The sequence below is a fragment of the Bacillus sp. CZDM1 genome, assembly GCF_055502545.1.
Window position 1 is genome coordinate 158,068 of the sequence record NZ_JBUESO010000002.1, and the last position, 12,631, is coordinate 170,698.

The 12,631-nt window shown below is 38.7% G+C and carries 11 protein-coding genes and 1 other annotated feature; of the genes, 9 read left to right on the forward strand and 2 right to left on the reverse strand.

Annotated features, from left to right (window positions below):
- Positions 1-390: 390 nt before the first annotated feature.
- On the reverse strand, positions 391-1,116 hold the full coding sequence (locus ACY3XC_RS05330; RefSeq protein WP_464867599.1) for a hypothetical protein: 726 nt from the start codon (positions 1,114-1,116) through the stop codon (positions 391-393).
- Between the two features lie 110 nt (positions 1,117-1,226).
- On the opposite strand from ACY3XC_RS05330, the gene ACY3XC_RS05335 reads away from it, so the two are divergent.
- From ACY3XC_RS05335 to ACY3XC_RS05365, 7 genes are all read left to right on the forward strand, one after another.
- On the forward strand, positions 1,227-1,982 hold the full coding sequence (locus ACY3XC_RS05335) for a gluconate 2-dehydrogenase subunit 3 family protein (protein WP_464867600.1): 756 nt from the start codon (positions 1,227-1,229) through the stop codon (positions 1,980-1,982).
- 49 nt (positions 1,983-2,031) lie between these two features.
- The gene (locus ACY3XC_RS05340) at positions 2,032-3,747 is read left to right on the forward strand and encodes a GMC family oxidoreductase (protein WP_464867601.1); all 1,716 of its coding nucleotides are present in this window, start codon (positions 2,032-2,034) and stop codon (positions 3,745-3,747) included.
- 19 nt (positions 3,748-3,766) lie between these two features.
- The gene (gene tatA / locus ACY3XC_RS05345) at positions 3,767-3,958 is read left to right on the forward strand and encodes a twin-arginine translocase TatA/TatE family subunit (protein ID WP_464867602.1); all 192 of its coding nucleotides are present in this window, start codon (positions 3,767-3,769) and stop codon (positions 3,956-3,958) included.
- A gap of 233 nt (positions 3,959-4,191) precedes the next feature.
- The gene (locus ACY3XC_RS05350; RefSeq protein WP_464868035.1) at positions 4,192-5,715 is read left to right on the forward strand and encodes a malate:quinone oxidoreductase; all 1,524 of its coding nucleotides are present in this window, start codon (positions 4,192-4,194) and stop codon (positions 5,713-5,715) included.
- A gap of 177 nt (positions 5,716-5,892) precedes the next feature.
- The gene (locus ACY3XC_RS05355; RefSeq protein WP_464867603.1) at positions 5,893-6,876 is read left to right on the forward strand and encodes an NAD(P)-dependent alcohol dehydrogenase; all 984 of its coding nucleotides are present in this window, start codon (positions 5,893-5,895) and stop codon (positions 6,874-6,876) included.
- Positions 6,877-7,145: 269 nt separating this feature from the next.
- Positions 7,146-8,414, forward strand: coding sequence for an MFS transporter (locus ACY3XC_RS05360; RefSeq protein WP_464867604.1), 1,269 nt, complete (start codon positions 7,146-7,148; stop codon positions 8,412-8,414).
- A 57-nt stretch (positions 8,415-8,471) separates the two neighbouring features.
- Positions 8,472-8,930 (forward strand): GNAT family N-acetyltransferase, encoded by a 459-nt coding sequence (locus ACY3XC_RS05365; protein WP_464867605.1) that lies wholly within the window; start codon positions 8,472-8,474, stop codon positions 8,928-8,930.
- Between the two features lie 64 nt (positions 8,931-8,994).
- Here ACY3XC_RS05365 and ACY3XC_RS05370 read toward each other — a convergent pair whose 3' ends face one another.
- Positions 8,995-9,348 (reverse strand): DUF1516 family protein, encoded by a 354-nt coding sequence (locus ACY3XC_RS05370; protein ID WP_464867606.1) that lies wholly within the window; start codon positions 9,346-9,348, stop codon positions 8,995-8,997.
- A gap of 215 nt (positions 9,349-9,563) precedes the next feature.
- Positions 9,564-9,783 (forward strand) — a binding site (T-box leader).
- 55 nt (positions 9,784-9,838) lie between these two features.
- Between ACY3XC_RS05370 and ACY3XC_RS05375 the strand changes: the two genes are divergently transcribed.
- Entirely contained in the window at positions 9,839-11,545 is a 1,707-nt protein-coding gene (locus ACY3XC_RS05375) for a 2-isopropylmalate synthase (RefSeq protein ID WP_464867607.1), read from the forward strand.
- Positions 11,546-11,683: 138 nt separating this feature from the next.
- On the forward strand, positions 11,684-12,385 hold the full coding sequence (locus tag ACY3XC_RS05380) for a lysophospholipid acyltransferase family protein (RefSeq protein ID WP_464867608.1): 702 nt from the start codon (positions 11,684-11,686) through the stop codon (positions 12,383-12,385).
- The last annotated feature ends 246 nt before the right edge of the window (positions 12,386-12,631 follow it).

The window sequence follows — 12,631 nt, forward strand, 5'->3', positions numbered from 1 at the left end:
ATAAAAAACGAGTGTTTCATCGGAGTCAAGAAAACCGTGAAACACTCGTTTTTATTTAAGGCTGTGTTAAAGCTGAATGTTTGATTTGACTGGTTTGGAAAATAAGCGGAGAATTTCCGGTTAAATTGTGAAATCCCACTATTTCCTTCATAATAAGCGGAGTTTTTCCGCTTATGGTATCTAGATCATTGGATTTTGTCTAATTTAAAGCAGTTAACCGGAATATTTCCGCTTATATCTGCTTGTTAAGGTTCCTTTATCTACAATAGCCGGAAATTCTCCGCCTATGAATGATCAACCCTACTCGAAAATCAACACTGAATAATAACACAGCCTATTAATAATACAATCTTAGAAAAACGCAGTCATTTTAGCACTATTCCCAACCTCTTATTTTTCCCTCGTCATTTTTACGAGGGTAATAATATCTTGTGAAACAGCATCATAAGGAACGGAATCCGCTTTTAAATTGTTTTTAATCTTTTCAATTAGCACAACTGCTTGCGGATTTGTTACTGTTAGTGTTTGGACATTACCATTGAAGACCTTGGTCATATAACTTTTTGCCTTCTCTAGGTTATCATCCACATCTTGAGCAGCTGTATTGTTCATATTAGCAGCATCTTTTTTGTTTTGGTCTTTTCTAGACATTCCATCGACACCATTAAGGACATGCTCCTGCATAGAATCATATTGATTGGAAGTCACCTCTGGGGTTGCTCGTGCAAGAATGACCGTGTCATCTAAAACAAACACTTTAATACCAGTTATCCCTTCACCGCCCAATCTTGATTCAAGATGAGAAGAAATCCCGCCATCATTCAAACCTGAACTTCCAATCATGCTGTATACATCTGTTCCCGCCCCATGAGAGGTTCCCCCATGTTCATCCGTTGTCTGTCTTTTTTCCCCGTTTTCACTAGGAATAATTAAGCCATCATTCATATTTCTGGTTGAAACACTTTTATCATAGACGCTTGTTTGATGAGCACTATGCGTTTCATGCTGACCTTCTTCTGCCTTAACGGATTCATCCATCATATTCTGTTGACCTGAGCATGCAGTAAGGAATAAGACTGCACAAACAAAGGCCGCATTTTTCCAAATTTTTTTCATTATTTTCCACCTCTAAATAATAGATTTTACGTTATTATGCCCAACATACTTTTATGTATGAATGGATTTTTTTGGGGTAATCTATCCTTAAAATGTAGGAGGTGGATTTTATGGCAGAAAACTCCAACCAACAGGAAAAGAAAGAATCGCTATCACGCCGAAAATTCCTCAAGAGTTCTGGTATTGCGGTTGGCGGATTGGCTGTAGGCGGTGCATTAGGCAGTTTACTTCCATTTAAAGACAAAACAACGAATAATCTAGATGTTAAAAACCCGCGGGTGGCTGAAAACTATACTCAGGCATTGATGTATTTTACTCAAGAGCAATTCAGAATGGTAGAAGCCGCAACGGAGCGTATTTTTCCTTCCGATGATAATGGTCCAGGAGCGAAAGATTTAGGTGTTACCTACTTTATCGATCATCAATTGAGCGGTGACTGGGGCTTCAATGCAAGGGAATACATGCAGCCGCCCTTCTTCAAAGGTGAGAAAGTCCAAGGTTATCAAGGTCGGCTTAGACGACGTGAATTATTCGATATTGGTTTACGAGAATTGCAAAATCACAGTCTAACCAAGTATAAAAAGAATTTTGTAGAACTAAGTGAAGAAGAGCAAGACGATGTTTTAACCGATTTTGCAGAGGACAAGGTTACCCTTACCACGATTTCTCCAAGCGGCTTTTTTAATATGCTGAGGAGCAGTACGTTAGAGGGTGCCTATAGTGATCCATTGTACAGCGGAAATCGAAACATGGATGGCTGGAAAATGCGGAATTATCCAGGCAGTCAAATGACCTACTATGAAATCATTGATAAAGAATTTAAGGTGATACCTCCAAAAAGTTTAAAGGACCACCTAGGACATTAATAGTACATAGGGATATTGTACGAAATCGAATATGAATGAGGTGAATGAAGTGGCAAAGAAATTACCAAAAGTTGATGTTGTTATCGTTGGCGTTGGATGGGCTGGCGGGATTATCGCGGCCGAACTGACGAAACAAGGCTTGAATTGTGTCGGATTGGAAAGAGGGAAAGAACGAAAAACTGAGGATTATTTTATGGTACACGATGAACTTCGTTATGCCTTAAGGTACGACCTGATGCAGAATCTTTCGAAGGAGACGATTACGTTCAGAGGAAATGAAAAACTCAGGGCTCTGCCAATGCGGCAATATGGTTCCTTTATATTGGGTGATGGCCTAGGGGGTGCGGGCGTTCATTGGAACGGGCAAACATACCGCTTCTTTCCTTACGATTTTGAAATTCGCAGCAAAACCATAGAACGATATGGTGAAAAAAAGATTCCTAAGGATATGACCATTCAAGATTGGGGCATTACCTATGATGAAATGGAGCCTTATTTTGATAAATTTGAAAAAATGGCGGGGATTTCAGGGGAAGAAAACCCTCTTGCCGGAAAAAGGTCCAGTCCGTATCCAACACCGCCGATGAAAACAACACCAGCACTTGAGAAATTTAGAAAGGCAGCAACCAACTTAAAACTCCATCCCTATAATCGGCCTTCCGGAAATCTTTCCGAAGCTTATACAAATCCGGATGGGGTAGCGCGTGCAGCCTGTCAATATTGTGCCTATTGTGAAAGATTTGGCTGTGAATATGGAGCAAAAGCGGATCCTGTTGTGACCGTTATTCCAGTTGCCAAAAAGACAGGGAAATTTGAAATTCGCACGCACTCCAATGTGAGACGCGTGTTGAAAACTGGGAACAAAGCAACCGGAGTCATGTATGTGGATACGACAACGGGAGAAGAGATTGAACAACCCGCCGATATTGTTGTGTTAACAAGTTATGTTTTTAATAATGTTCGGTTATTGTTACAATCGGGTATTGGCCGCCCATATGACCCAACAACAGGGGCAGGGGTGATCGGGAAAAATTACGCCTATCAAGTTCAAAAAGGAAATGCGACTGGCTTCTTTGAAAAGGAAGAATTTAATACTTTTGCTGGCGCAGGTGCACTTGGCATGACGGTGGATGATTATAATGGTGATAACTTTGATCACTCCAATCTTAATTTTATTCATGGAGGCTCAATTGCCATTTCTCAAACCGGTTTTCGTCCGATTTCAAATAATAAGGTTCCACGAGGTACTCCGACATGGGGTAAAGAGTTTAAAACAAATTCGGTCAAATATGCCAATCGGGTTCTATCCGTTGGCGGACAAGGCGCAAGCATGCCATTTAAGCATCATTTTCTTGACCTTGATCCTACATACAAGGATGAATTTGGCGATCCGTTAGTTCGGATCACCTATGATTTTGAAGAGCAAGATCGCCAGTTAGCCAAGTTTTTATCTGAACGTTGTGTAGAAATCATGAAAGAAATGGGTGCAGACCATATTGATACTTTGGACGAACTGGGTCCTTATGATATTACCACCTATCAATCGACCCATAACACAGGCGGTATCATTATGGGAGCAGACCCAGCCACATCTGCCGTAAATAATTATTTGCAAATGTGGGATGCTGAGAATGTCTTTGTTGTTGGAGCTACTGCGTTCGCGCATAATAGCGGCTATAATCCTACCGGCACAGTTGGGGCATTATCTTATCGAGCGGCTGAAGGGATTCTATCCTATAAGCAAAAAGGTGGGATTTTAGCATAAAGGCTATAAGGAGGAAAATATGCTATCGAATATAGGCATCCCAGGGTTAATTATCATCTTGATCATCGCTTTAATCATCTTTGGACCTAAAAAGCTTCCTGAAATTGGGTCAGCGTTTGGAAAAACATTATCCGAATTCAGACGAACAGCCACTTCCATCATCGATGAAGAAGAGGAAATCCTCGAAAGTGGTAAAAAACAGCAGAAATAATAGGGAGACCAAAGCCTTAACCATTGCAAAAGCTGGGTTAAGGCTTTGGTTTTTACGTGTACCTAGAACGTGTTGAGGATTTCTTCCTTTTTAAAATCTTTTAAATAATTTATAATTATCATATAATAGTATATAATTAATATATAAAAAATGTATATGGTAGTAATAGAGACAGAAAAGGTGTGTGACTCGGTCGCTCCTACCTTGGTGTGACGCTTATATTTTTTCTGCAAATTTTAGTGAAAAGGTTGATAAAAATGAGCAACGGGGAAACTAAAACAGACGTCATATTAATTGGCGCCGGAATCATGAGTGCCACTTTAGGGACGATCTTAAAAGAATTAGTACCAGATTGGGATATAAAAGTGTTTGAGAAACTTGAAAACGCGGGAGAGGAAAGCTCTAACGAATGGAATAATGCGGGTACGGGGCATGCGGCACTGTGCGAGCTTAACTACACCACCGAAAAACCTGATGGATCTGTAGATATTAGTAAAGCGATACGTATTAATGAACAGTTCCAGGTTTCCATGCAGTTTTGGTCTTACCTTGTAAACAGTGGCCTGATAGATAATCCGCAGGAATTTATCAGACAATTGCCTCATATGAGTTTGGTACTAGGGGAACAAAATGTGAGTTTTTTAAAGAAACGTTTTGAAGCGCTCACAAAAAATCCACTTTTCCAAGGGATGGAGTTTTCTGAAGATCCGGAAAAACTGATGGACTGGATTCCGCTAATTATGGAAGGCCGTGCATGGAATGAACCTATTGCGGCAACAAAAATTGACTCTGGAACGGATGTTAACTTTGGGGCGTTAACGCGCATGTTGTTTAACCATTTAGAGAGTAAAAATGTAGATGTAAATTATAATCATAGTGTTAATGATATCAAACGCACTAGCGATGGCTTATGGGAACTGAAAGTACAAAATCAGTTTAGCGGTACTGTCAAACGCCATACTGCAAAATTCGTCTTTATCGGAGGCGGAGGAGGAAGCCTGCATTTACTGCAAAAATCCGGTATTCCTGAAGGGAAAAATATTGGCGGTTTCCCTGTAAGCGGAATATTTATGGTATGTAATAATCCTGATGTTGTAGAGCAGCATCATGCAAAAGTATACGGAAAAGCAAAGGTCGGCGCTCCGCCAATGTCTGTGCCTCATCTAGACACAAGATTTATCGACAATCAGAAATCTTTGTTATTTGGACCATTTGCCGGCTTCTCGCCAAAATTCTTGAAAAAAGGTTCTATGCTCGATTTAGTAACCTCCGTAAAGCCGAATAATGTTTTAACGATGCTAGCTGCAGGTGCAAAAGAAATGCCTTTGACCAAATACCTGATCCAGCAAGTGATGTTATCAAAAGAACAGCGCATGGAAGAGTTACGTGAATTTATTCCAAGCGCTAATAGTGAGGATTGGGATTTAGTAGTAGCGGGCCAGCGTGTACAGGTTATTAAAGATACTGAAGCAGGCAAAGGAACTCTTCAGTTTGGTACTGAAGTCATAACTGCTTCCGATGGATCGATTGCAGCATTACTAGGAGCTTCTCCGGGTGCTTCTACTGCCGTGCAGGTAATGCTTGAAATACTAAAAAAATGCTTCCCGCAGCATATCAGTGAGTGGGAAACGAAAATCAAAGAAATGATTCCTTCTTATGGCGTATCACTAATGAAAAATCCAGCGTTACTACGCGAAATTCATTCATCGACTGAGCAGTCGCTCGGCCTAACAGAAAAAGAACTGGTTTACAGTTAGTTCATTAGATGCAAAAAATAATAAGCGTTTTAATCAAAAAGCAGACAGTTTGCAAGTTTTATTCACAACTTGTAAACTGTCTGCTTTTTTATTTCTTTATCAAATCTTGTCAAACTGTTGTTCTAATAAATAGTAGATACTGATATTAATAATCTATACCGAGTAGGAGGATGATGAATGAAAGCCATTGTTTATACAAAGTATGGTCCCCCAGACGTTCTTCAACTGAAAGAGATAGAAAAACCTATTCCCAAAGAAAATGAAATATTGGTAAAAGTAAAAGCGACAACTGTAACTGTAGCAGATATTAGGTCACGGAGCTTTACCGTTCCTCCCGCTTTCTGGCTGCCGGCACGAATATCACTTGGGTTCAAACAACCGAAAAAAGAGATATTGGGGATGGAGTTAGCTGGAGTAGTCGAGTCAGTTGGGAAGAATGTCAAAAGATTTAAGGAAGGTGATGAGGTTTTTGCAGCATCTCTAGCGGGGTTTGGTGCGTATGCTGAGTATAAGTGTCTGCCGGAAGATGGTCCTGTAAGTATTAAACCCTCCAATATCACGTATGAGGAAGCTGCGGCCATTCCAATTGGAGCCCGCACAGCTTTATTTTTTCTTAGAAAAGCTAACATTCAGAAAGGTCAAAAGGTGCTGGTCTATGGTGCTTCAGGCAGTGTAGGAAGTAATGCCATACAGCTTGCCAAGTATTTTGAAGCAGAAGTTACAGGGGTTTGCAGTACGTCGAATGTAGAATTGGTAAAATCACTGGGCGCTGATAAGGTAATAGATTACACGACAGAAGATTTTTCTAGTAACGGTGAAACGTATGATGTCATCTTTGAAGCCGTAAACAAGAGTTCTTTTACAGATTGTATGAAACTGTTGAAAAGGGACGGTACCTATATAAATGTCACTGAACCTCTGCCAAGTGCTAGAATGCTATGGACTCAATTGACAACCAGGAAGAAATTAATTTTGAGTCGAAATTCACCTGAAACTGCAGAAGCACTAAACTTTCTTAAAGAACTTGTGGAAAACGGCAGTGTAAAAGTGGTCATTGATAGAAACTATGCGTTCGAAGAGATTGTTGAAGCTCATAGATATGTCGAGCAAGGACACAAAAAGGGAAATATCGTCATAACTGTGGATCAAAACAAAACCTAATTGCATCGTTCCCTCATCATTGGTTATTATCAGTTTAAGGGAACGATTCTCTCAGTATCGTTCCCTCTTTATTGATATTTGTCAGTTCAAGGGAACGGTTCTCACAGCATTGTTCCCTCATCTTCCTATTTTAACGACCCAAGGGCACGATTAGCCTCATTTATCAATCAATAAATAACCTTCAAGTATAGGCAGATGTTCACTAGTGAAATATTCTTTAGTTTATAATGTTATTAACATCAAAATACATATGGAAGAGGATTTTTAAAATGAACAAACAGGAAAGCAGCTATAGATGGGTCGTGTTTAGTACCGTCTTATTGGCTTATTTTATCATAATTAGCCAGAGAACTGCTCCAGGACTCATAACGGATCAGTTAATGAAGGATTTTCATGTTTCAGCTGCTGTCATAGGTCTCATGAGCAGTTTTCAATTTTTTGCTTATGCAGGATTTCAAATTCCGGTCGGCTTATTATCAGATAGGTATGGTCCCAATCGATTTCTTATTTTGGGCACCATTCTTACTGGCATAGGCTGCATTATTTACAATTTTTCGCCAAATGAATATGTATTGATTTTCTCTCGGTTTTTGGTTGGTGTAGGAGATTCGATGATTTTTGTCAATCTGGTTATCATTTTGAGCCAGTGGTTTAAAGCCAACGAATTTGTAAAATTATTGGGTGTAATCTCGCTTTTTTCGAGCCTAGGCTCATTAATGGCTACTGTTCCCTTTTCTGTGTGGATTTCATTCGCAGGCTGGAGAGCACCTTTTCTCACGATAGGTATCATTTTAGTATTATTATCTTATTTTCTATATACAGTGCTTGTATTGAAACCTAAAAGAATCTTTAAAGATGATATCGAAATGAAAAAGAAAAGTGCCAAAAATAGAGAAAGTGTTTGGGTGATTCTTCGCCGAACGATTGCCGCACGTCAAGCTTGGGCAACATTTCTATGTCACTTTGGGCTAGTTGGGGCGTATGTAGGATTTATCGGTTCATGGGGAGTACCGTATGGAATCCATGTACTAGATTTATCCCGTTCAGAAGCGAGCCAGCTAATGATGTATGGTCTCTTTGGAGCTATTCTTGGCGGCCCTTTAATTAGCTGGATAACAAGCAGACTAGGGACAATGAAAAAAGTTTATACCTTTGTTCACATCGTTACCTTTTTAAGTTGGGGAGGATTGGTTCTATCAGGTGTGAACCCTTCATTTATACTAGTAGTCATTTTGTTTTTCCTCATAGGTTTTGGAAATGGTGCAAGTGCATTGACATTTGCAGTGGTGAGGAAATCCTTTCCTATTGAAGAGGTTGGGGTTGTGACAGGATTCTCCAATATGGGTGGATTTATAAGTGCTGTTTTGTTGCCGATTGTTTTCGGAAAGGTACTAGATTTTTTTCCTCAAGATTCTATCAATATTGGATATCATTATGGATTTATCATTCCTGTTCTGTTTTCTTTGATGGGAGTGGCAGGAGCCATTATGATCAAAGAGGAAAAAGCCGAGGAAAAAATCGTGTTAAATGCTTTATAATGAATGACATAATTCGTGACTCGCACAATGCAAGAAAGGTAAAAGGGGAATATGTATATGAAAATGGTTGAGCTTCAAAAGGAGAATGCATTTTTGAAGGAAGGCATTGAGGTATTTTGGAACGTTTGGGGAACTGAAGATAATTATAAGTTTTATGAGGATTGTATTCTTCATTCTGCTGAAACTTCAGAAGACCTTCCAAGATTCTATGTCGCAGTAGATAATAGAAATATTATTGGCACGTATGCTATTTTGAGAAATGATATTAATAGCCGCCAGGATTTATGTCCGTGGCTTGCATGCCTATTCGTCGATAAAGAATACCGGGGACGTGAAATCGGTGCGAAGCTTTTGGAGCACGGTTTGAACGAGGCTGCTAAAAAAGGGTATAAGAAGCTTTATTTGACGACGGATCTAGAAAATTTTTATGAAAAATATGGTTGGTTACATAATGGATTTGCGTATGGACCAAGTGGCGGGCAGATCAAGGTTTATGAAAAAAGCACTGGCATTTAATATCGTGGATAAAAATATAAGGAGTGTTTCGTCGGTGTCAGGAACCGTGAACCACTCCTTTTTATTATTTTATTAGATCAAATCCCTGTGGGAGTGTAAATCCTAGAACAAAGAGGATAACAAAGATGATAGAGAATGCAATCCAGATTAGGTCTGTTGTCTTTCCTTTTTGTTTCCGGACAATCACCATTTCGAAAAGACCAATCATTACTATACCGAGTATTGCCTTTAAATAGTAAGATAGTGGAATGGAATAAGCTGAAAAGATGAGAATACAACCTGTGATGATTACGAGAATGTAGGTAGCTCGCAAAACCATATGCCATATCTTAATATTTTTACCTTTGTTTTGAAGAACAGCAATGATGATTAGAAAAATTAGCGACAATACAAGAGATGTTAAGTGTGCGTGTGTCATTTAAAATTACTCCTTTTATAAATTGAATGATTTGCTCTACAAACACTAGTCTAATAGGAAAATATAAAAGGATTCTAAACTAAGTATTAATTTTTTCTTAAATAGGTAAAGGTTCTTAAAAAAATGGTTCCGATAATTTTCAAAAATTGAATAATATGTCTTGGAAACTATCTGAATTTACTGTAAGATAGAGAAAATAATAAAATTCAAATGATGAAAACACGATGATTGGGAGTAATAAGGAATATTTATTGCCCAGAGAGCTGTCGGCTGGTGAAAGACAGTCAATAAATTCCCCAACTCGCCCAGGAGTGGTAAGGCTGATATGTAGGTCTTAACGGTTGACCGCCGTCATTAAGTCTTAAAGTGGGTTCGTTTGTTTCTAAACGAGCCAAAAAGAGTGGTACCACGAAGGCAAAGCCTATCGTCTCTTATGAGATGATAGGCTTTTTTATGTTTATAAAATTATCTGAAAAGGTGGTTGTTTTGAATGAGAAATATTGAAAAGTATTCCCGAGGATATTTTATGCCCCCAGTTAAAAGTTTGAAATGGACAGAGAAGGAGTACATAACGGAGGCTCCTACTTGGTGTAGTGTGGATCTGCGGGATGGAAATCAAGCATTAGTTGTCCCTATGAGTCTTGAAGAGAAATTGGAATATTTTCAGCTGCTTTTGGAAGTAGGTTTCAAGGAAATCGAAGTGGGCTTTCCTGCTGCATCAGAAACAGAATTTCAGTTTTTACGTACATTGATTGAACAGGATTTGATTCCCGAGGACGTTACGGTCCAAGTGTTAACACAGTCTAGAGAAGCGATTATTAAAAAGACTTTTGAAGCACTTAAAGGTGTGAACAAAGCGGTGGTGCACTTATATAATTCTACTTCAGTAGCACAGCGTGAGCAGGTATTTAAAAAATCGAATGAAGAAATTATCGATATTGCCGTAACAGGTGCTAGATTGCTTAAAAAATATGCAGCTGAGACAGAAGGGAACTTCCAGTTCCAGTATTCTCCAGAAAGCTTTACGGGTACAGAAATGGAGTTTGCACTGGAGGTTTGTAACGCGGTACTTGATATTTGGCAGCCTTCTGGTGAGAACAGGGTGATTATTAATCTTCCAGCTACAGTGTCAATGTCCATGCCACATGTTTACGCAAGCCAAATTGAATTTATGGGTGATCATTTAAATTACCGGGACAATGTCATCCTTTCATTACACCCACACAATGATAGGGGAACCGGAGTTGCTGATGCAGAGCTGGGAATGCTTGCCGGAGCGCAGAGAGTCGAAGGTACACTGTTTGGAAATGGGGAAAGAACTGGTAATGTAGATATCGTCACGCTTGCATTAAACATGTATTCGCATGGTGTCGATCCTCAGCTTAATTTTGAAAATATCCGAGAAATTATCAAGAAATGTGAAAAATTGACAAGAATGAAAGTTCATGAAAGACATCCATATGGCGGCGACCTCGTCTTTACTGCATTCTCAGGTTCCCATCAGGATGCAATTTCCAAGGGGATGAAATGGCGTGAGGAAGAAGAACGTCAGTACTGGACCGTACCTTATCTATTGATTGATCCAATGGATATTGGCAGAGAGTATGAAGGAGATATCATCCGAATTAACAGCCAATCTGGTAAAGGGGGTATTGGCTACATCCTTGAACAGCATTATGGGCTTGATATGCCTGCAAAAATGCGTGAAAACTTTGGATATAAGGTGAAAGATGAATCTGATCGAATGCACAAGGAAATTAAGCCAGATGAAATTTATGAAATTTTCACTCATGAATATGTGAATATTAGTGCTCCGCTCACGTTTATCAATTACAGCCCTACTCAAGGCAATCATTACGAAACGATTGTATCAATCAGTATAGAAAACGAAGTGCATGAATTTACTGGTGACGGGAATGGGAGACTTGATGCCATCAGCAGCATTCTTCAAACCCAGCTTGATATCCAATTTAAAGATTTAGTTTATAAGGAGCATGCGCTAGAAAGTGGTTCCCGATCAAACGCTGTTTCTTATGTGGGTATTACTTCTATGGATGGTACTGAATATTGGGGCTGCGGGATTGACGCTGATATTATGACATCTTCTGTAAAAGCTTTGTTTAGTGCCGTTAACAACATGGTAACCACTCTCAATGTACCAATTGAAAAAGGATTGTCCTTTAATAAAAGAAGTTAAACCCGGGGTATTTAAACTACAAATTTCTCGTTGGAATAATAATAACCTTGATATAAATCAATTAAAAAAGATAACCATTATCATACAATAGAGTGGTGATAATGTAATGGTTACTATTAAGGTGAAACGAGGAGAAATATGCGTACTTTATTATTTCAGGGATATTTGTGGGGTTATATACTAAGTAAAGCAAATAAAACATTTACGATTAATAGACTAAATAAAGCCGGTAAAAACAAGGAAAAATTAGAGCTAATTAATAAGTTAGTTTTAAAATGCACAAAAAAATTAGTTGAAATTTCAGGTGCTGAAATAACCGTAACTGGAATAGAAAATGTTCCGTTAGATGAAGCAGTATTATATGTCGGGAACCATCAAAGTAATATGGATATTCCCCTATTATATTCAACAGCTCCTCAAACGATGGCGTTTGTGGCTAAAAAGGAAATGGAGAAGATTCCTTTATTGGGCTTTTGGATGAAAGAGCGTGGCTGTGTGTTTATCGATAGGAATAACGCTCGTAGTTCCTTAAAGGCCATCAATCAAGCAATTGAAAATTTAAAAATAGGTCTGCCAATGGCCATTTTCCCAGAAGGAACGAGAAGTAGGGGACCTCAAGTTGGTGATTTTAAATCTGGAAGTTTAAGAATTGCTATTAAATCAGGAGTTAAGGTGATTCCTGTTTCCATCAAGGATTCATACAAATTGTCTGAGAAAAATGAGAAACATACCAATCCAATAGTATCAGTGCATTATTCGGAACCGATTAATTCAAAATACTATAAAGATACAAATGAACTCGCATCAGAAGTTCTGGCACAAATAAAAAAACATTTGTGATATAGTTCGTTTTTTCCATGGGTCCAAAATATATTCAACTATAAAAATCAGGGGGGATGTGAATTCATCTTTCCTGGTTTTATTTTGTTACTAGCAAATTAATTTAGAGGAATTGAAAAATTTCTATAGACGAAACTTTACATCCAAAGTTGAATAGAATAGGCAGGAGGGTGATTATCCAAATTATATGGTGCTCAGCAAGTAGAACAAATCATACCATCCTTTGATAAAGCCAACCAAAACATA

Coding starts and splice junctions, on each gene's coding strand:
- tatA (WP_464867602.1), top strand. CDS start 3,767: ATGCTATCGAATATAGGCATCCCAGGGTTAATTATCATCTTGATCATC.
- ACY3XC_RS05365 (WP_464867605.1), top strand. CDS start 8,472: ATGAAAATGGTTGAGCTTCAAAAGGAGAATGCATTTTTGAAGGAAGGC.
- ACY3XC_RS05370 (WP_464867606.1), bottom strand. CDS start 9,348: ATGACACACGCACACTTAACATCTCTTGTATTGTCGCTAATTTTTCTA.
- ACY3XC_RS05330 (WP_464867599.1), bottom strand. CDS start 1,116: ATGAAAAAAATTTGGAAAAATGCGGCCTTTGTTTGTGCAGTCTTATTC.
- ACY3XC_RS05355 (WP_464867603.1), top strand. CDS start 5,893: ATGAAAGCCATTGTTTATACAAAGTATGGTCCCCCAGACGTTCTTCAA.
- ACY3XC_RS05360 (WP_464867604.1), top strand. CDS start 7,146: ATGAACAAACAGGAAAGCAGCTATAGATGGGTCGTGTTTAGTACCGTC.
- ACY3XC_RS05375 (WP_464867607.1), top strand. CDS start 9,839: ATGAGAAATATTGAAAAGTATTCCCGAGGATATTTTATGCCCCCAGTT.
- ACY3XC_RS05380 (WP_464867608.1), top strand. CDS start 11,684: ATGCGTACTTTATTATTTCAGGGATATTTGTGGGGTTATATACTAAGT.
- ACY3XC_RS05335 (WP_464867600.1), top strand. CDS start 1,227: ATGGCAGAAAACTCCAACCAACAGGAAAAGAAAGAATCGCTATCACGC.